Annotated in this window: 18 protein-coding genes; 9 read left to right on the top strand and 9 right to left on the bottom strand. The window is 67.1% G+C overall.

Annotated elements, in window-relative coordinates:
- Positions 1-79: 79 nt before the first annotated feature.
- The 3 genes from ACNFIA_RS14010 to ACNFIA_RS14000 all read left to right on the top strand — a co-directional run bounded on the left by ACNFIA_RS14010 (position 80) and on the right by ACNFIA_RS14000 (position 4,129).
- On the top strand, positions 80-2,011 hold the full coding sequence (locus tag ACNFIA_RS14010) for a diguanylate cyclase domain-containing protein (RefSeq protein ID WP_416785711.1): 1,932 nt from the start codon (positions 80-82) through the stop codon (positions 2,009-2,011).
- Positions 2,012-2,108: 97 nt separating this feature from the next.
- Positions 2,109-2,849, top strand: a complete 741-nt coding sequence (gene cysZ / locus ACNFIA_RS14005) for a sulfate transporter CysZ (protein ID WP_416785709.1) — start codon at positions 2,109-2,111, stop codon at positions 2,847-2,849.
- A gap of 83 nt (positions 2,850-2,932) precedes the next feature.
- Entirely contained in the window at positions 2,933-4,129 is a 1,197-nt protein-coding gene (locus ACNFIA_RS14000; protein ID WP_416785706.1) for a glycosyltransferase family 4 protein, read from the top strand.
- A gap of 3 nt (positions 4,130-4,132) precedes the next feature.
- Here the strand turns inward: ACNFIA_RS14000 and ACNFIA_RS13995 are convergent, their stop codons facing one another.
- The 4 genes from ACNFIA_RS13995 to ACNFIA_RS13980 form a co-directional block, all read right to left on the bottom strand.
- Positions 4,133-5,092, bottom strand: coding sequence for a DegV family protein (locus ACNFIA_RS13995; protein ID WP_259757199.1), 960 nt, complete (start codon positions 5,090-5,092; stop codon positions 4,133-4,135).
- A gap of 354 nt (positions 5,093-5,446) precedes the next feature.
- Entirely contained in the window at positions 5,447-6,559 is a 1,113-nt protein-coding gene (locus ACNFIA_RS13990; RefSeq protein WP_416785702.1) for an NADH:flavin oxidoreductase, read from the bottom strand.
- A gap of 82 nt (positions 6,560-6,641) precedes the next feature.
- Positions 6,642-7,232, bottom strand: a complete 591-nt coding sequence (locus ACNFIA_RS13985) for a TetR/AcrR family transcriptional regulator (protein WP_259757201.1) — start codon at positions 7,230-7,232, stop codon at positions 6,642-6,644.
- A 90-nt stretch (positions 7,233-7,322) separates the two neighbouring features.
- Positions 7,323-8,210, bottom strand: coding sequence for a LysR substrate-binding domain-containing protein (locus ACNFIA_RS13980; protein WP_416785700.1), 888 nt, complete (start codon positions 8,208-8,210; stop codon positions 7,323-7,325).
- Positions 8,211-8,317: 107 nt separating this feature from the next.
- Here ACNFIA_RS13980 and ACNFIA_RS13975 point away from each other — a divergent pair, with 107 nt between their 5' ends.
- Together ACNFIA_RS13975 and ACNFIA_RS13970 are read left to right on the top strand one after the other, a co-directional pair.
- Positions 8,318-8,623 (top strand): carboxymuconolactone decarboxylase family protein, encoded by a 306-nt coding sequence (locus tag ACNFIA_RS13975; protein WP_259757203.1) that lies wholly within the window; start codon positions 8,318-8,320, stop codon positions 8,621-8,623.
- Between the two features lie 4 nt (positions 8,624-8,627).
- Entirely contained in the window at positions 8,628-9,035 is a 408-nt protein-coding gene (locus ACNFIA_RS13970; protein WP_416785698.1) for a tautomerase family protein, read from the top strand.
- Here ACNFIA_RS13970 and ACNFIA_RS13965 read toward each other — a convergent pair.
- The 3 genes from ACNFIA_RS13965 to ACNFIA_RS13955 all read right to left on the bottom strand — a co-directional run bounded on the left by ACNFIA_RS13965 (position 9,022) and on the right by ACNFIA_RS13955 (position 11,067).
- The gene (locus tag ACNFIA_RS13965) at positions 9,022-9,762 is read right to left on the bottom strand and encodes a nitroreductase family protein (protein WP_416785696.1); all 741 of its coding nucleotides are present in this window, start codon (positions 9,760-9,762) and stop codon (positions 9,022-9,024) included. The genes ACNFIA_RS13970 and ACNFIA_RS13965 overlap by 14 nt on opposite strands.
- A 112-nt stretch (positions 9,763-9,874) precedes the next feature.
- Positions 9,875-10,363, bottom strand: a complete 489-nt coding sequence (locus ACNFIA_RS13960; protein WP_259757206.1) for a glutathione peroxidase — start codon at positions 10,361-10,363, stop codon at positions 9,875-9,877.
- 218 nt (positions 10,364-10,581) lie between these two features.
- Positions 10,582-11,067 carry an FKBP-type peptidyl-prolyl cis-trans isomerase gene (locus ACNFIA_RS13955; protein ID WP_259757207.1) on the bottom strand — a complete coding sequence of 162 codons (486 nt, stop codon included), beginning with the start codon at positions 11,065-11,067 and terminating at the stop codon, positions 10,582-10,584.
- Between ACNFIA_RS13955 and ACNFIA_RS13950 the strand changes: the two genes are divergently transcribed.
- The 4 genes from ACNFIA_RS13950 to ACNFIA_RS13935 all read left to right on the top strand — a co-directional run bounded on the left by ACNFIA_RS13950 (position 11,036) and on the right by ACNFIA_RS13935 (position 15,751).
- Complete coding sequence (locus tag ACNFIA_RS13950) at positions 11,036-11,368, top strand: DUF3565 domain-containing protein (protein ID WP_416785692.1); 333 nt, start codon at positions 11,036-11,038, stop codon at positions 11,366-11,368. The two genes, ACNFIA_RS13955 and ACNFIA_RS13950, sit on opposite strands and share 32 nt — an antisense overlap.
- 2 nt (positions 11,369-11,370) lie before the next feature.
- Positions 11,371-12,561, top strand: coding sequence for an acetate kinase (locus tag ACNFIA_RS13945; protein WP_259757209.1), 1,191 nt, complete (start codon positions 11,371-11,373; stop codon positions 12,559-12,561).
- A gap of 73 nt (positions 12,562-12,634) precedes the next feature.
- The gene (pta, locus tag ACNFIA_RS13940; protein ID WP_416785688.1) at positions 12,635-14,761 is read left to right on the top strand and encodes a phosphate acetyltransferase; all 2,127 of its coding nucleotides are present in this window, start codon (positions 12,635-12,637) and stop codon (positions 14,759-14,761) included.
- A gap of 81 nt (positions 14,762-14,842) precedes the next feature.
- Positions 14,843-15,751, top strand: coding sequence for an acyltransferase (locus ACNFIA_RS13935; RefSeq protein WP_416785685.1), 909 nt, complete (start codon positions 14,843-14,845; stop codon positions 15,749-15,751).
- A gap of 150 nt (positions 15,752-15,901) precedes the next feature.
- Here the strand turns inward: ACNFIA_RS13935 and ACNFIA_RS13930 are convergent, their stop codons facing one another.
- Together ACNFIA_RS13930 and ACNFIA_RS13925 are read right to left on the bottom strand one after the other, a co-directional pair.
- The gene (locus ACNFIA_RS13930; protein ID WP_259757212.1) at positions 15,902-16,615 is read right to left on the bottom strand and encodes an OmpA family protein; all 714 of its coding nucleotides are present in this window, start codon (positions 16,613-16,615) and stop codon (positions 15,902-15,904) included.
- 85 nt (positions 16,616-16,700) lie between these two features.
- Positions 16,701-17,342, bottom strand: a complete 642-nt coding sequence (locus tag ACNFIA_RS13925) for an MBL fold metallo-hydrolase (RefSeq protein WP_416785683.1) — start codon at positions 17,340-17,342, stop codon at positions 16,701-16,703.
- Positions 17,343-17,356 lie beyond the last annotated feature (14 nt).

Raw genomic sequence — 17,356 nt, 5'->3', positions numbered from 1 at the left:
CTCCATAGGCTGCCCCTATGCAGCGGGCACCCACGTGCCTGGATGGCTAGACTCAAGAAAAAAGGTCACCCGAACCACCATGAACCTTCGCGCCCGCCTGCTGTGGCTGTGCCTGCCCCTGTTCGTCGCGAGCCTCGGCGGGGTCTGGCTGCTGTCGGACATGATCCTGCTCGACCGCTTCGACCGCGGCGACCGCCAGCGCCTGGCCGACGAGGTGCGCATCGTGCATAACCGCGTCGCCTACGAGAAACAGCGCAACCTCGACATCGTCCACAGCTACGCCTGGTGGGACGCCAGCTACCAGTTCATGCACCAGCCGCAGTCGCGCTTCGTCGAGGACAACCTGGACCAGGACCTGCTGGGCATCCTCGGCTTCGACTACGTCCTCTACGTCGACCGCAGCGGCCAGATCCTCGCCCAGCAGTGGAAGCTCGACGAACTGGGCAAACGCTTCCCCCAACAACCGGTGCCCACGCCTGACCAGCTGCGCCGGAACATCCTGCGCACGGCCCTGGAACTGGGCGCGCTGAAGATCGATGGCGACCCGCGCCACAGTCTCGACCAGTTGCTGCAGATCGACGGCATCCCGCAGCTGCTGCTCAGCTATCCCATCAGCAACACCGCCGGCACCGCCGAGCCCGCCGGTGCGGTGATCGTTGGCGTGCTGCTCGACCAGGAGCGCATGTCCAACCTGCAGACGCAGATGGGCGCGAGCCTGCGCCTGGTGCAGGACGAGGTGAAAGGAAACGACTGGCGCACCCTCAACATCCCCACCGGGCGCGGCGCCACCTTGATCAGTCCGCGGCGCCTGCTGGACGAGAACAGCCAGCAGATGTCGCTGCTCTACCTCGATTCCCTCGGCCGGCCGCAGCTGCGCCTGGAACTCACCAGCCCGCGCCCCTTGTACCAGCAGGGGCAGCAGGCCGTGCGCCTGTTCCTCTACCTGACCCTCGCCCTGCTCGGCGGCGCCATCCTGCTCGCCTACGTGGCCCTGGAGTTCCGCATCATCCGCCGCGTCACCACCATGAACCGCGAGGTTGCGGTCATCGGCCAGGACGACACGCCCTCGCGCCTGAGCCCGCAGGGCGCGGACGAACTGGGCCAGCTCGCCCACGAAATGAACGACATGCTCGACCGCCTGGAACAGAGCGAGGCGCGCGACCGGGCGATTCTCGATGCGATCCGCGACGGCTTCTTCGAGATGGACACCCACGGCATCATCCGCACCCTCAACCCGGCGCTGTGCCGCATGCTCGGCTACAGCGCCGAGCAACTGGGCGGCCAGCATTTCGGCATCCTGCTGCAGGAGGCGGACCTGCTGCGCGCCCGCAGTCTCTACGAGCAGGCCCGCGACGACGAACAGGAAACCACCTTCTCCGCGCCCTTCAAGCGCCGCGACGGCCGGCTGGTCAACTGCGAGACGCGACTCTCGGCGATCCGCGACGCCCAGGGCGAATTCCAGGGCTTCCGCGGCATCCTGCGCGACATCAGCGACCAGGTGGCGTACCAGAAGCAGCTCCTGGACCTGGCCTTTCGCGACACCCTCACCCAACTGGGCAACCGCAAGGCCTTCAACGAGCAACTGCCACGGGCGATCGCCAACAGCAACCGGGTGGCCTTGCTGTACATCGACCTGGACCGCTTCAAGCAGGTCAACGACCGCTTCGGCCACGCCATCGGCGACGCCCTGCTCAGTACCGTCGGCGAACGCATGCGCGGCAGCCTGCGCCAGCCGGACCAGGCCTTCCGCCTGGGTGGCGACGAGTTCGCCGTGCTGCTGGAGAACGCCGAACCGGACCAGGCCGACGCCCTGGGCCTGCGCCTGCTGGCCGTGCTCGGCACGCCCTACCACCTGGGCGGCCAGGTGATCGACTTCGTCACCCCCAGCATCGGCATCGCTCTCTACCCGCAGGACGCCGGCGACGCCGACGCCCTCACCCGCGCCGCCGACATCGCCATGTACCAGGCCAAGCAGGAACGCAACCGCTGCCACCGCTACACGGCGGCCTGAGCATCGGCGCGAGAACACATACTCGGCAAAACAGACGGCTCGCCGGCCGTCCGCCGGGTCTGCTAAGGTCGCCTACGGTTCAACCCTGGAGATGCCGATGTCCACCCTGAGCGGCCCGCAATACCTCAGCGAAGGCCTGAAACTGATGATGCGCCCCGGCCTGCGGCTGTTCGTCCTGCTGCCCCTGAGCATCAACATCCTGCTGTTCGTCGGCCTGATCGGCTTCGCCGTCAACCAGTTCAGCCACTGGGTCAACGCCCTGATGCCGACCCTGCCCGAGTGGCTGAGCTTCCTGCAGTTCATCCTCTGGCCGTTGTTCGTCGTGCTGGTGCTGCTGATCGTGTTCTTCACCTTCACCCTGCTGGCCAACCTGATCGCCGCGCCGTTCAACGGCTTCCTCGCGGAGAAGGTCGAAGTGGTGGTGCGCGGCAAGGACGATTTTCCCGCCTTCAGCTGGGCCGAGCTGATGGCCATGGTGCCGCGCACCATCGGCCGCGAACTGCGCAAGCTCGGCTACTTCCTGCCGCGCGCCATCGGCCTGTTCATCCTCAGCCTGATCCCCGGCCTGAACCTGATCGCCACCCCGCTGTGGCTGCTGTTCGGCGTGTGGATGATGGCCGTGCAGTACATCGACTACCCGGCGGACAACCACAAGCTGGGCTGGAACGAGATGCTCGCCTGGCTGCGCAGCAAGCGCTGGGCGTGCATGGGCTTTGGCGGCATCACCTACCTGGCGCTGCTGATCCCGGTGGTCAACCTGGTCGCCATGCCCGCCGCCGTGGCCGGCGCGGTGCTGTTCTGGGTGCGCGAAGGCGGCGAAAACGCCCTGGTGAAATGACCGGGCGCCGCAGCTGAGCGGCTGTCACCGATCGATCATCGCACTGTCATCGGCGCGCCACCGCGCGCCGTGACACTGCGAGCATGACCACGACTCCCCTGCGCATTGCGCTGATCAGCGAAACCTTTCCACCGGAAATCAACGGTGTGGCCAACACCCTCGGCCGCCTGGCGTCAGGGCTGTTGCGTCTCGGCCACCAGATCCAGGTCGTGCGCCCGCGACAGCAGGGCGACGAAGGCCGCCACAGCGACAGCGAGCTGGTGCTGACCCGCGGCTGGCCGCTGCCCGGCTACCCCGGCCTGCAATGGGGCCAGTCGTGCCTGCACAAGCTATTGCGCCACTGGAAGAACCTGCGCCCGGACGTGCTCTACATCGCCACCGAAGGCCCGCTCGGGCTGGCCGCCCTGCGCGCCGCGCGGCGTTTGCACATCCCGGTGATCAGCGGCTTCCACACCAATTTCCAGCAGTACAGCGCGCACTACGGCTTCGGCCCGCTGATGCGCCTGGTGACCCTGTACCTGCGCTGGTTCCACAACCGCACCCAGCAGACCCTGGTGCCCAGTGCGAGCCAGTCCCTGGAACTGCAGCGGCGCGGCTTCGAGCGCCTGGCGCAGCTGTCGCGCGGCGTCGACAGCCAATTGTTCAACCCCGCCCGGCGCGATGAAGCGCTGCGCCGCGAATGGGGGCTGGGCGAGCGCGACATCGCCGTGCTGCACGTCGGCCGGCTGGCGGCGGAGAAGAACCTGTCGCTGCTGGGCAGCAGCTTTCGCGCGCTGTGCGCGGCGCACCCGCAACTCAGGCTGCGCCTGGTGATCGTCGGCGACGGCCCGCAACGCAACGCGCTGCGCAAGGAGTTGCCGGATGCGCTGTTCTGCGGTCTGCAGCGCGGCGAGGAACTGGCCCGGCACTACGCCAGCGGCGACCTGTTCCTCTTTCCCAGCCAGTCGGAAACCTTCGGCAACGTGGTGCTCGAAGCGCTCGCCTCAGGCCTGGCCGTGGTGGCCTTCGACCAGGCCGCGGCCGGCCAGCACATCCGCCATGGGCACAACGGCGTGCTCGGCGTGCCGGGCGAGGACCAGAGCTTCTTCGAGGCGGCGAGCTGGCTGCTGGAGGACCCCGAGCGCCTGCGCCGGGTGCGCCTGAACGCGCGTCACCACGCCATTCACCAGGCGTGGGACACGGTCATCGAGCGCTTCGAAGGGTATCTGCAGGAAGCCTGCCGCACCGCGTTGCCGGGGAGGAACCCTGGCGGCCTGGGCCATCCTGAAGCGCACAAGTAGCGATCAGGCGAACGGCTTGGGCTCGGCGGCGAACGACAGGCTCATGGCGCCGGCGCCGAGGTTGATGCCGCCGGTGGGGCTGAGCATCGCCAGGTGCACCTGGATGCCCTTCGCCTCGCAGGCATCCTCCAGCGCCGCGAAACCGGGCAGATCGCGCAGGGCGGACGGGTCGCCGGCATAGCTCAGGCACATCTGCGGGGCCAGCAACTCGCCCGCCTCGACCCGCGCACGGGCGAAGTTGAGCAGGCGCTCGGCGGATTTCTCGTAGTTCGGCGACACCGATACCGGCTTGTCCTCGCCCTGCACCAGGCTGAGCACCGGTTTCATGTCGAGCATCGAACCGATGCCCAGAAAGGCGCCACGCAGACGGTCACCGATGCTGCTGCGGTCGCCCTTCTGGAAGCCGCGGCGACGGATGTGCCCCAGGTCGCTGGCGACCAGGAAGGTGTTCATCTGCTGGCTGAGCTGTTCCAGGCGGGTGCGCACGGCGTTGGGATGCTGGTCTTCGCCGAGCAGGCGCACGCCTTCGGCGGCCAGCACGGCAAGACCGGCGAACACCGTCTGGCTGTCGATCACCCGCAGCGCGAACGGCCCGGCGATGCCGGCAGCGGCGCGGCGTTCCTTGTAGCTCTGCAGCAGGCTGAAGGAGGCCTGGGTGGCGTTCTCGAAGATCGGGCTGCGCTGGCGGGTCACGGTCAGGCAGATCACGTAGTCGAAGTCGGTGACCAGTTGCTCGAGGAACCAGTCATGGGTCTGCGCCGGCGTCAGCGGTTCGCTGCCGTCTTCGGGGCCGACCTTGGGCAGGTCCTGGGAATAGAAGCGGAGGGTGGTGTCGGGATCGCGGTCATCGATGATGCGACGCTCGCCCACGCGGATACCGATGGGCAGCACGCGAATGTTGTTGGCAGCAAGAAATTCCGGGGGAAGGTCGCAGGTTGCATCGACCACCAAGCCGATCCGCATGTCTTACTCCTATGGCCGTCTCCCGGCCTATTGTTGTGTGAACGCGGTCATACTCTGCCCGTTTCGGACTGGGAAGTCAGCATGCGGAAAGGTGGGTCTCGGAAAAGATTTGTAAACGCCTAGGACGGTGCTTTCAGACCATTCAAGAAATTTATGCACTACCATAAATGAAGCGCAGACTGCCGGTTAGAACGGGAGGCGCGGGAAATGCCGGAGCTGACCTGTAGGAGCGCGCCATGCGCGCGATCGCGGGCATGGCCCGCTCCTACAACGAGCGTCCGCGCGAACGGTTCGGCACACGAAAAAGCCCCTGGCACCGTCGGCGCCAGGGGCTTTTTCATTTCACTGCGCGAATCAGGCCAGCGACGTCAGCGCCTCGCGGCTGAACGGCTTGATGTCGGCCAGGCGGCCGTCGCGCACTTTCACCGCCCAGTCCGGGTCGACCAGCAGGGCGCGACCGACGGCGACCAGGTCGAACTCTTCTTTGTTCAGGCGCTCCAGCAGGCCATCGATGCCCGACGGCTGGGCGACTTCCTCGGTGTTGCCGAAGAAGGCCAGGAACTCGCTGCCATCCAGGCCGACGTTGCCGACGGTGATGGTCGGCTTGCCGGTGAGCTGGCGGGTCCAGCCGGCCAGGTTGAGGTCGGAACCTTCGAATTCCGGAATCCAGAAGCGGCGGGTGGAGCAGTGGAAGATGTCCACGCCGGCATCCGACAGCGGCTTGAGGAAGGCTTCCAGCTCCTCGGCGGTCTGCACCAGGCGGGCGCTGTAGTCCTGCTGCTTCCACTGGGAGAAGCGGAAGATGATCGGGTAGTCCGGGCCCACCGCCGCGCGCACGGCCTGGATCAGCTCGATGGCGAAGCGCGAACGGTTGGCCAGGCTGCCGCCGTACTCGTCGGTGCGCTTGTTGCTGCCGTCCCAGAAGAACTGGTCGATCAGGTAGCCGTGGGCGCCGTGGATTTCCACGCCATCCATGCCGATGGCCTTCGCGTCGCGGGCGGCCTGGGCGAAGGCGGCGATGACGTCCTGGATATCATCCTTGGTCATCTCATGGACCAGCACGGTGCCGTCCTTTTCCTTGCCGCTGGGGCCGTAGCCCGGAACGCTGGCGTCCGGCTCGGTGCCCAGGCGACGCACAGCGCCGACGTGCCACAGCTGCGGGACGATCTTGCCGCCTTCGGCGTGCACGGCATCGACCACCTGCTTCCAGCCGGCCAGGGCATCTTCACCATGGAAGCGCGGCACGTTCGGGTAGCCGTTGGCGGCCTTGTGGTTGACCGTGGTGCCTTCGGTGACGATCAGGCCGACGCCAGCGGCGGCGCGGCGGCGGTAGTACTCCACCACCTGGGCGTGGGGAACGCCGCCCGGGGAGAAGTTGCGGGTCATCGGCGCCATCACGACGCGGGTAGGCAGTTCCAGGCCGCCCAGGCGGAAGGGCGAGAACAGGGTATCGACGGATGCAGTCATTGCAGTCTCCATGACGACCAGGCGACCGGTCGTCTCATTCTTGGATAAAAAGGCCGATGAAGGTTGGGATGACTCAGGCAGTTCAGGCCTGAAGCAGGTGCTCCAGGCGCTCGATAAAACGTTCCACAGGCCGTAGCGAGGCGCTGACTTTCATCCGCGCCAGCACGCCCTGCCAGGCGTTGCCGATGAACTCGGCGAGGGACTCGACGTTCTCCGTCGCCGGCAACTCACCGGCGCGCTGGGCGTCGGCCAGGCAGGCGCGCAGGGTGTCGATGGACTGCTGCAGGATGCCGTCCACACGCTCGGCGATGGCCGGTGACAGTTCGGCCATTTCAAAGCTCAGGCTGCCGATGAAGCAGTGGTACTCGAGCTTCTCCTGGCGGGCGAAGTGCGCCAGCAGTTCGCGGTAATAGGTGAGGATGCGCGCGCGCGGCCCCAGCGCCGGGTTGCCGAGCGCCTCGGCGTAGCGGGCCAGGCGCGGCGCATACAGGTGCTCCAGCGCCTGCAGGGCGAAATCTTCCTTGCTCTGGAAGTAGTGATAGAAGGAGCCCTTGGGGATGCCGGCGGCCTGGACGATGTCCTGCACGCCGGTACCGTGGTAGCCGCTGCGGGTCATCGCCAGGGAGCCCTTGGCGAGGATCAGGTCGCGCTTGTCGAGTCGGATGCTGTTCATGGGCGCAAGAATATGACCGGTCGTCTCGCTTTTGCCAGCACCATTGATCGCAGTGATTTTCCGTCAGAAATGGATCGGCACGTTGCCGGGCTATGCAGGCGTTCTGTCCAGCAGTTCAGCGACACCTTCCTGGAGCAGCTCGCGCAAACGCTCGACCACCGGGTCCGGCTCGGCGTCGCCACGGTGCAGGCACAGGCCCAGCGGTGCCATCGCCGGCAGGCCGGCGCGCTCGGCATCCAGCCGCGCGACGCTGGCCGGCAAGCCGATGGGCGTGCGCAGGCCGATGCCCAGCCCCGCCCCGACCGCCGCCCAGATACCGGACAAGCCGGCGCTGGTGAACGCCACGCGCCAGGCAATGCCGGCCCGATCCAGCGCGGCGGTGGCCGCACTGCGCAGCAGGCACGGCGCCTCCAGCATCACCAGCGGCAACGGCTGCGCGCCGGGGGCCGGCAGCGCATCGGGCGCGCCGATCCAGCACTGCGCCACCGCGCCGATGCGTTCCATGTGCGCCGTGCGCTCGCCGGTCTCCCAGGCCAGCGCCAGGTCGAGCGCGCCATCACGCACGCCGTCGATGAGCTGCTGGTTGCGCGCCGTGCGCACTTCGATACGCACCTTTGGGTGGGCGCGGGCGAAGCGCGCCAGCACGGCGGGCAGCAGGGTTTCACCGAAGTCTTCCTGCAGGCCGAGGCGCACCCGGCCTTCCAGTGCGCCGCCGCGCAGGGCACCGGCCGCTTCGTCGTTCAACTCCAGCAGGCGGCGGGCGTAGGCCAGCAGCGTCTCGCCCGCTTCGGTCAGCGCCATGCCCCGCCCTTCGCGGCGTAGCACCGGGGTGCCGGCCTGCTCCTCGAGCTTCTTCAACTGGGCGCTGACCGCAGACGTGGAGCGCCCCAGGCGATCCGCCGCGCGAGCGAAACTGCCCAGCTCGATGCCGGTGACGAAAGTCCGCAGTACATCCAGGTCGAAGTTCACGCGCGCCATGGCAACCATCCCAATTATTCGAACTATCGATCAAATATTTCCTGATTTTCCGAATCAACTTGCCGAGCTAGCCTGAACTCGTCAAGCCACAGAAGAGGAACGGCACCATGGCATTTCCACCCCAGGCGTCCCCCGACCTGCATCGCCGGGCGCCGAAACTGGCGCAGCTCACCGACGAGGTGTTGTTCGGCGATCTCTGGCAACGCCCCCAGCTCAAGCCCCGGGAGCGCAGCCTGGCCACCGTCGCCGCTCTGGTGGCGATGGGGCGCCTGGAGCAGTTGCCGTTTCACCTGCAGTTGGCGCGCGACAACGGTCTGACCCACGAGGAACTGGTCGAGCTGATCACCCACCTGGCGTTCTACAGCGGCTGGCCGACGGCCGCTTCCGCTCTCAACCGTCTCGAAGAGGAATGACACCATGCCGACCGTCCGCATCTCCCTGCGCAAGGGCAAGCAAGCCAAGTACCTGCGCGAACTCGCCGACACCGTCTACGACGCCATGCACAACGCCTTCAACGTGCCCGAGGGCGACCAGTTCGTGATGATCCACCAGCACGAGGCGGAGGAATTCGTCTTCAACCGCCATTACCTGGGCGGCCCGCGCAGCGACGATTTCGTGCTGATCGCCATCACCATCGGGCGCCCGCGGGACTCGCAGACCAAGCAGGCGTTCTACCGCCGATTGAACGCACTGCTGGGCGAGCGGCTGGGCATCGCCAGCGAGGACGTGATGGTGCAGATCACCACCAGCGAGGCGGACGACTGGTCCTTCGGCGGCGGGCGCATGGGCGTGCTGACGCGCCCCGATGCGCTCAGTGCCAACTGACGCGCTGTTCCAGCGGGAAACGCAGGCGCGGGTTGTAGACGCCATTGTCGGCGGCCCGCCCGGCGGCCAGCAGCATGATCGGCACCGCGCGCGGGGGTATCTGCAGCACCTTGCGCAGCCGCACTTCGTCGAAGCCTTCCATCGGGCAGGTGGCGTAGCCGTGGCTCTGCAGGGCGAGCATCAGGTTCTGCGCCGCCAGCGCGGTGGACTTCACCGCCCACAGGCGCATCTGGGCGTGGCTGTTGGGCTGGCGCATCAGCGCGCGGCGCAGGCCGACCACCGCGTAGAGCGCGCGCTTGAACAAGCCGCGCAGGCCCAATGCGCCCTGGTTGTACTGGAACGGCGCGGTGCGCTGGTAGAAGTCGCGCACCTTGTCCGGCACCTGCGGCTCCGGCCACTGGTCGAGGATCGCCGCACAGGACTCGCGCCAGGTGTCCGGGCGCGCCAGCACGGCGATCAGCACCGGCGCCGTGCGCGCCGCGTTCTGTCCCAGGCACACCGGCACCAGCTGCCGTCGCAGCTCGGCATCGCGGATCACCTGGAAACTCCACGGCTGCAGGTTGCAGGCATTGGGTGCCAGCACCGCCTGCTCCAGGCAGTCGCGCAGGACCGCGTCGGGCACCGGCTCGGCGAGGAAACGGCGCACCGCGCGGCGCTGCTCGATCAGGGCGCGCAAGGCGTCGGGCGTGGCGGGCAGGCAAGCGGATTCGGCAGCGAAACGGCTCATGGCAGGCTCCGGAAGCAGGTCGCCCGATTAAGCCGCCCCGACGGGCGAGGAACAAGACGCAGGGTAAAAATGCCGGCGGGATTGGCGCAAGCGCCCTCTCCCGCCGGCGAGGTCAGGCGGCGCCCAGCGCCTTCTCGATGGCGTGCACCAGCGCCGGATCATCCGGCGTGGTGCGCGGGCTGAAGCGCGCCAGCACGCGGCCGTCCGGGCCGAGGAGGAACTTCTCGAAGTTCCAGGTGATGTCGCCGGGGAACTCGGCGCCCTCGCCCGCCAGCAGGCGGTACAGCGGATGGCGCTCGGAGCCGTTGACCTCGAGCTTGGCCGACATCGGGAAGCTGACCCCGTAGTTCAGCGCGCAGAACGACTGGATCTCGGCTTCGCTGCCCGGCTCCTGCCCGGCGAACTGGTTGCACGGCAGGCCCAGTACCACGAACCCCTGATCCTTGTACTGCTGGTAGAGCTTCTCCAGACCGGCGTACTGCGGGGTCAGGCCGCATTTCGAGGCGACGTTGACCACCAGCACGACCTTGCCCTTGAGCGGGGCCAGCGGCAGATCCTGGCCGTCGAGACCATGCAGCGTCAGATCGTGAAAAGCGCTCATTGCTTGCTCCTTGAAGAAGTAGGCACACCGTGCCCGCGCAGGGAGCGGACAACGCGTCCGTCGTGCTGCGCAATCCCAGTCGATGCGGGAAAAATGCCCTGGCATTCATTGCAATAACAGCGACTTGCAAGAGAAAGGCGCCCGAAGGCGCCTTTCCCGATTGAGCTTAGCAGCTCCCTGATGGCTTCACCCGGTCGATGGGCGACCGGTGACAGCGATCAGTGGTGATGACCACCTTCGCCATGGATGTGGCCATGGGCGACTTCTTCGGCGGAAGCGTCGCGAATGTCGACCACTTTCACCTTGAAGTTCAGGCGCTGGCCGGCCAGCGGGTGGTTGCCGTCGACGGTCACGTCGTCGCCGTCGATGTCACGGATGGTGACGATCTGCATGCCGCCGTCCGGAGCGGAGGCATGGAACTGCATGCCGACTTCCAGCTCGTCCACGCCTTCGAACATCTCGCGGGTCAGGGTGGCGACCAGCTCGGCGCTGTATTCGCCATAGGCGTCGGCCGGCTCGACGGTCACGTCCAGCTGGTCGCCGACCTGCTTGCCTTCCAGGGCCTTTTCCAGGCCGCCGATGATGTTGTGGGCACCGTGCAGGTAGACCAGCGGAGCGCCGCCGGCGGAGCTGTCGATGACCTCACCTGCGTCGTTGGTCAGGGTATAGTCGATGGAAACCGCCTTGTTGGCCGCGATCTGCATGGTTCGAAACCTATCCGATATAGAAGTTGAGCGCCTAAGTTTACGCGGCGACGCCCCCGAATGCGACCCGAAGACGGACGGACGGGATAACGCGGGCCCGCCGCGCCTGCTTGACTTTCATCAGGACGAGGACGGCCACTGGGTGGCAGTCTTGTCCTGCGGCCACACCCAGCACCTGCGCCATCAGCCGCCCTGGCAGTCGCGGCCCTGGGTGCTGGACCCGCAGCAGCGCACGGCGCAGATCGGCCGCGAGTTCCCCTGCGGCTGGTGCGCCAAGGATTCCGACAGCAACAAGGAGTAGGCATGCCGGCTCGCAACATCCTGGTGATCAACTGCGGCAGTTCGTCGATCAAGTTCGCTCTGGTTCGAGAAGGACGCGACGATTTCATTCTCCACGGCCTGGCCGAACGCCTCGGCGCCAACGGCGCCAGCCTGCGCTGGCAGGGCGAGACCGACGAACAGCCGCAGACCCTGGAGCTGCCCGGCGCCGACCACAAGGCCGCCCTCGCCCGCCTGCTGCCGCTGGTGGCCCAGGCCGCCCAGGGCGAACTGCACGCCATCGGCCACCGCGTGGTGCACGGCGGCGAGCGCTTCACCCAGGCCTCGCGCCTGACCGACGAAGTACTCAACGCCATCCGCGAGACCTCGCCCCTGGCGCCGCTGCACAACCCGGCCAACCTGGTGGGCATCGACGCCGCCATGGCGCTCTACCCGGACCTGCCGCACATCGCCGTGTTCGACACCGCCTTCCACCAGAGCCTGCCCGAGCGCGCCTACCGCTACGCCATCCCCGAGCCGCTGTACCGCGAACAGCACGTGCGCCGCTACGGCTTCCACGGCACCAGCCACCGCTACGTCAGCCACAAGGCAGCCGAGATGAGCGGGCTGGCGGTGGGCGACAGCTACTGGCTGTCCGCGCACCTGGGCAACGGCAGCTCCACCTGCGCCATCGCCAACGGCCAGAGCCGCGACACCAGCATGGGCCTGACCCCGCTGGAAGGCCTGATGATGGGTACCCGCTCCGGCGACGTCGACCCGAACCTGCACAGCCACCTGGCTCGCACCCTGGGCTGGAGCCTGGAAAAGATCGACCACATGCTCAACCACGACAGCGGCCTGCTCGGCCTGTCCGGCCTGTCCAACGACATGCGCACCCTGGAGAACGCCCGCGAACAGGGCCACGCCAATGCCGCGCTGGCCATCGAAGTATTCTGTTACCGACTGGCCAAGTCCCTGGCCTCGCTGACCTGTGCACTGCCACGGCTGGACGGCATCATCTTCACCGGCGGCATCGGCGAGAACTCGGCGCTGGTGCGCAACCTCACGGTCAAGCACCTGCATGTGCTCAACCTCGAACTCGATGGCGAAGCCAACGCCCGCTGCGTGCGCGGCGTCGGCGGGCCGATCCACCTGGCGGGCCACCCCCGCGTGCTGGTGATCCCCACCAACGAGGAAAAGCAGATCGCACTCGACACCCTGGCCGTGCTCGACTGAAGATTCATCGAACCTGATCAAGGGCGCTACCCCACAAGGGCAGCGCCCCTCCCGCACGGCTTAAGGAGCCCGGATGCACACCTTCTTCCTCGCGCCGACCGGTTTCGGTGTCGGCCTGACGTCCACCAGCCTGGGCCTGATCCGCGCCCTGCAACGCGCCGGCCTGAAGGTCGGCTTCTTCAAGCCCATCGCCCAGCCGCATGCCGGCGACGATGGCCCGGAGCGCTCCAGCGAACTGGTCGCGCGCACCCACGGACTCAACGCGCCCACCCCGCTGTCACTGGCCAAGGTCGAGCGCATGCTCGGCGATGGCCTGCTCGACGAACTGCTCGAAGACATCGTCGGCATGTACAACCGCGCCGCCGTGGACAAGGACGTGATGATCGTCGAGGGCATGGTGCCGACCAAGCACGCCAGCTACGCCGCGCGCATCAACGCGCACCTGGCGCGCAGCGTGGACGCCGAGGTGATCCTCGTCTCCGCACCGGACAACGAGACGGTGGGCGAGCTGTCCGACCGCATCGAGATCCTCGCCCAGCTGTTCGGCGGCCCGCGCGACCCGCACCTGGCCGGCCTGATCGTGAACAAAGTGCGTGGCGGCGAGCGCGAGGACATGCCGCGTGACGCCGAGGAAGCCGCGCGGCTGTTCGGCGAGCGCCTGAAGGAACACTCGCCGCTGCTGCGCGACGGCGACGTGCGCCTGCTCGGCTGCATCCCCTGGCAGGACGAGATGAACGCCCCGCGTACCCGCGACGTGGCCGACCTGCTGGACGCCAGCGTGCTGAACGCCGGCGATTACGAACAACGCCGCGTGCAGAAGATCATCCTCTGCGCGCCCTCGGCGCCCAACACCGTGCACCTGCTCAAGCCGGGCGTGCTGGTGGTGGTGCCGGGCGACCGCGACGACATCATCCTCGCCGCCTGCCTGGCCGCCATGAATGGCGTGCCGCTGGCCGGCCTGCTGCTGTGCTCGGGCCTGACGCCGGACGCGCGCATCCTCGAACTGTGCCGCAGCGCGCTGCAGAGCGGCCTGCCGGTGCTGACGGTGAAGACCGGCTCGTTCGACACCGCCGGCGACCTGTCGCGGATGAACAAGGAAATCCCGGTGGACGACCGCGAACGCGCCGAGCGCGTGACCGAGTTCGTCGCCGAGCACATCGACTTCGAATGGCTCAAGGACCGCTGCGGCGCGCCCCACGAACTGCGCCTGTCGCCCCCGGTGTTCCGCTACCAGCTGACCCAGCGCGCCAACCGCGCCGGCAAGCGCATCGTCCTGCCCGAGGGCAGCGAGCCGCGCACCGTGCAGGCCGCCGCCATCTGCCACGCCCGCGGCATCGCCCGCTGCGTATTGCTGGCCAAGCCCGACGACGTACAGGCGGTGGCGCAGATGCTGGGCATCGTGCTGCCCGAGGACCTGGAAGTGGTCGACCCGGACCTGGTGCGCAGCCGCTACGTCGAACCCATGGTCGAGCTGCGCAAGGGCAAGAGCCTGAACGCGCCGATGGCCGAGCAGCAACTGGAAGACAACGTCGTGCTGGGCACCATGATGCTCGCCCTCGACGAAGTGGACGGCCTGGTGTCCGGCGCCATCCACACCACCGCCAACACCATCCGCCCCGCCCTGCAACTGATCAAGACGGCGCCGGGCTACAACCTGGTGTCCTCGGTGTTCTTCATGCTGCTGCCCGACCAGGTGGTGGTGTATGGCGACTGCGCGGTGAATCCCGATCCTTCGGCCAGTGACCTGGCGGAGATCGCGCTGCAGAGTGCGGCCTCGGCGCAGGCCTTTGGCATCACCCCGCGGGTGGCGATGATCAGCTACTCCACCGGCGACTCGGGAACCGGCGCAGATGTCGAGAAAGTCCGCGAAGCTACGCGCATCGCGCGGGAAAAACGCCCCGATCTGTTGATCGACGGCCCCTTGCAGTATGATGCCGCCGCCATCGCCAGCGTGGGCCGCCAGAAGGCGCCCGACAGCCCGGTGGCCGGACGCGCCAACGTGTTCGTGTTCCCCGACCTGAACACCGGGAACACCACCTACAAGGCGGTCCAGCGCAGCGCCGACTGCGTCAGCATCGGGCCGATGCTGCAGGGCCTGCGCAAACCGGTGAACGACCTGTCCCGCGGGGCGCTGGTGGACGACATCGTCTACACCATCGCACTCACCGCGATCCAGGCGGACAGCGACAAGGACGGCTGACAACCGCGGCACGAGGGATGTGCCCACGAACGCATCACGCGCCCGGCTGGCCGGGCGCCTACGTACAAGGACCATTCCTCGATGTTGAGTTTCCTTCCGCACACCCTGCGCGGCATCCTCGCGACCCTGCTTCTGGTGGTGAGCACGCTGTGCTGGTGCATTCCGCTGCTGTCCATGTCGATCGTCAAGCTGCTGCTGCCCTTCGCCGCCGCGCAACAGGTGTGCAGCAAGATCATGAGCCTGATCGCCGAAGGCTGGATCGCCTGCAACAAGGGCTGGATGAACCTGGTCCGCCGCACCGGCTGGGACGTGCAGGGCCTGCAAGGCCTGGAGTACGACCATTCGTACCTGGTGACCAGCAACCACCAGAGCTGGGTGGACATTCTCGTCCTGCAGTACCAGCTCAACCGCCGCATTCCGCTGCTGCGCTTCTTCCTCAAGCAGGAGCTGATCTGGGTTCCGGTGATCGGCCTGTGCTGGTGGGCGCTCGATTTCCCGTTCATGAAGCGCTACACCAAGGCGTACCTGGCCAAGCACCCGGAAAAGAAAGGCAAGGACCTGGAAACCACCCGCAAGGCGTGCGCCAAGTTCAGCCGCATTCCGGTGGCGATCTTCAACTTCCTCGAAGGCACCCGCTTCACCCAGGCCAAGCATGACGAGCAGAACTCGCCGTTCCGCCACCTGCTCAAGCCCAAGGCCGGCGGCATCGCCTTCGTCCTCGACGCCATGGGCGAACAACTGCGCACCCTGGTGAACGTGACCATCCACTACCCCGATGGCCGCCCGACCTTCTGGTGCCTGCTGTCCGGCCGCCTGCGCTCGGTGGTGGTGCGTTTCGAGGAAATGGAAATCCCCCGCCAGTTCGTCGGCAAGAGCTACGACCAGGACGAGGGCTACCGCGCCGAGTTCCAGCTGTGGGTGAACCAGCTGTGGGAGCGCAAGGACCAGTTGCTGGCGCAGTTGCACCACGAATTCCCTGCCAGAGCCTGACCGGCTTCTGTAGGAGCGGACTCCGTCCGCGATGGGCCCCGCATCGCGCCGGAAATCGATCGCGGGCATGGCCCGCTCCTACAAGTCACGTCCTGATCTCTGCGGCAACGAAAAAGCCCGCCAATCGGCGGGTGTTTTCATGGGCGGCGCTTACTGCTGGTACTGCTGGGTCTGCGCGTTCGGCAGGGCCTTCAGGTTCACTTCCACGCGGCGGTTCTGCGCGCGGCCGTTGGCGTCGGCGTTGGAGGCGATCGGCTGGTCCGGGCCCATGCCGCGGGTGCTGACACGGGACGGATCGACACCCTGGGAGGTCAGGTAGCCGGCCACCGACTGCGCACGACGCTGGGACAGGTCCATGTTGTGCTGGCGGCTGCCGGTGCTGTCGGTGTAGCCGACGATCTCGATGCTGTTCTGGTTGAACTCCTTAAAGGAGTTGGCCAGGTTGTTCAGCGGGGTGTAGAAGGACGGCGCGATGTTCGCCGAATCGGTGGCGAAGGTGATGTTGCCCGGCATGATCAGCTTGATGTCATCGCCCTGGCGTTCGACCTGCACACCGGTGCCCTGCATCTGCTGGCGCAGCTTGGCTTCCTGCTTGTCGGCGTAGTAGCCGTAGCCGGCGGCGGCGGCACCGATGGCGGCGGCGCCGATCATCGCGCCCTTGCCACGGTTGTCGTGGTTGATCGCGGCACCGGCGACGGCGCCGGCCAGCGCACCCAGTGCACCGTACTTGGCGGTCTTGCTCATGCCGCCTTCGGCCGGCGGGGCCTGGGTGTTGGGGTCATAGGGGTTCTGGGAAGCGCAACCGGCCATGAGGGCAAGGGCGGTCGCAGCCGCAACCATGGACAGACTACGTGCGGTGAACATGTCGGATGACTCCTCGAAATAGCGCAACACCCATTAGTGGGCGGCTGATTAGAGCTTAGGTCGTGCAAATAATTCCGTAGCAACCTTAAGCACGGATGAAGGGATTCTCGCGCATCTCATCGCCCAGGTTGGTATCCGGGCCGTGACCCGTGACCACGGTCGCCTCTTCGTCCAGCGAATAGAGGCGATGGCGAATCGAGCGCTCGATCGTGGCGTAATCGCCACCCCACAGGTCCGTGCGGCCGATGCTGCGGCGGAACAGGGTGTCACCGGCGATCAGCAGTTTTGCCTGGGGGAACCAGAAGCTCATCGAGCCGGGCGTATGCCCCGGCGTGTGCAGCGCCACGCCGCAGCCGCAGGCCAGTTCCTCGTCATCGGCCAGCCACTGGTCCGGCGACGGCACCGGCGTGTAGGGCACGCCGAACATGCGGCACTGCATTTCCAGGTTGTCCCAGAGGAACTGGTCGTCCTTGTGCAGGTGCAGGGTGGCACCGGTCTTCTCCTTCATCTGCCCGGAGGCGAGGAAGTGATCCAGGTGCGCATGGGTGTGGATGATGCTGACCACCTTGAGCCCCAGCGCGTCGAGGCGCTGCAGGATCAGTTCGGGGTCACCGCCCGGATCGACGACGATGGCCTTCTTCGTCAGCGGATCGCCGATGATCGTGCAGTTGCACTGCAACGGGCCGACAGGGAAGGTTTCGCGGATCAGGGCAGGCTGTGCGCTCATCGAAGACTCGCTCG

Origin of the sequence: Pseudomonas sp. NY15437 (assembly GCF_048068435.1) — a bacterium.
Classification (GTDB): domain Bacteria; phylum Pseudomonadota; class Gammaproteobacteria; order Pseudomonadales; family Pseudomonadaceae; genus Pseudomonas; species Pseudomonas nitroreducens_B.
The sequence above is the reverse complement of the archived record's forward strand: the minus strand, read 5'-3'. Positions and strand labels throughout refer to the sequence as shown.

Bases quoted from the DNA above. Each gene is read 5' to 3' on its own strand.
- ACNFIA_RS14010 (WP_416785711.1), top strand. From the start codon at position 80: ATGAACCTTCGCGCCCGCCTGCTGTGGCTGTGCCTGCCCCTGTTCGTC.
- cysZ (WP_416785709.1), top strand. From the start codon at position 2,109: ATGTCCACCCTGAGCGGCCCGCAATACCTCAGCGAAGGCCTGAAACTG.
- ACNFIA_RS14000 (WP_416785706.1), top strand. From the start codon at position 2,933: ATGACCACGACTCCCCTGCGCATTGCGCTGATCAGCGAAACCTTTCCA.
- ACNFIA_RS13995 (WP_259757199.1), bottom strand. From the start codon at position 5,092: ATGCGGATCGGCTTGGTGGTCGATGCAACCTGCGACCTTCCCCCGGAA.
- ACNFIA_RS13990 (WP_416785702.1), bottom strand. From the start codon at position 6,559: ATGACTGCATCCGTCGATACCCTGTTCTCGCCCTTCCGCCTGGGCGGC.
- ACNFIA_RS13985 (WP_259757201.1), bottom strand. From the start codon at position 7,232: ATGAACAGCATCCGACTCGACAAGCGCGACCTGATCCTCGCCAAGGGC.
- ACNFIA_RS13980 (WP_416785700.1), bottom strand. From the start codon at position 8,210: ATGGCGCGCGTGAACTTCGACCTGGATGTACTGCGGACTTTCGTCACC.
- ACNFIA_RS13975 (WP_259757203.1), top strand. From the start codon at position 8,318: ATGGCATTTCCACCCCAGGCGTCCCCCGACCTGCATCGCCGGGCGCCG.
- ACNFIA_RS13970 (WP_416785698.1), top strand. From the start codon at position 8,628: ATGCCGACCGTCCGCATCTCCCTGCGCAAGGGCAAGCAAGCCAAGTAC.
- ACNFIA_RS13965 (WP_416785696.1), bottom strand. From the start codon at position 9,762: ATGAGCCGTTTCGCTGCCGAATCCGCTTGCCTGCCCGCCACGCCCGAC.
- ACNFIA_RS13960 (WP_259757206.1), bottom strand. From the start codon at position 10,363: ATGAGCGCTTTTCACGATCTGACGCTGCATGGTCTCGACGGCCAGGAT.
- ACNFIA_RS13950 (WP_416785692.1), top strand. From the start codon at position 11,036: ATGGAAACCGCCTTGTTGGCCGCGATCTGCATGGTTCGAAACCTATCC.
- ACNFIA_RS13955 (WP_259757207.1), bottom strand. From the start codon at position 11,067: ATGCAGATCGCGGCCAACAAGGCGGTTTCCATCGACTATACCCTGACC.
- ACNFIA_RS13945 (WP_259757209.1), top strand. From the start codon at position 11,371: ATGCCGGCTCGCAACATCCTGGTGATCAACTGCGGCAGTTCGTCGATC.
- pta (WP_416785688.1), top strand. From the start codon at position 12,635: ATGCACACCTTCTTCCTCGCGCCGACCGGTTTCGGTGTCGGCCTGACG.
- ACNFIA_RS13935 (WP_416785685.1), top strand. From the start codon at position 14,843: ATGTTGAGTTTCCTTCCGCACACCCTGCGCGGCATCCTCGCGACCCTG.
- ACNFIA_RS13930 (WP_259757212.1), bottom strand. From the start codon at position 16,615: ATGTTCACCGCACGTAGTCTGTCCATGGTTGCGGCTGCGACCGCCCTT.
- ACNFIA_RS13925 (WP_416785683.1), bottom strand. From the start codon at position 17,342: ATGAGCGCACAGCCTGCCCTGATCCGCGAAACCTTCCCTGTCGGCCCG.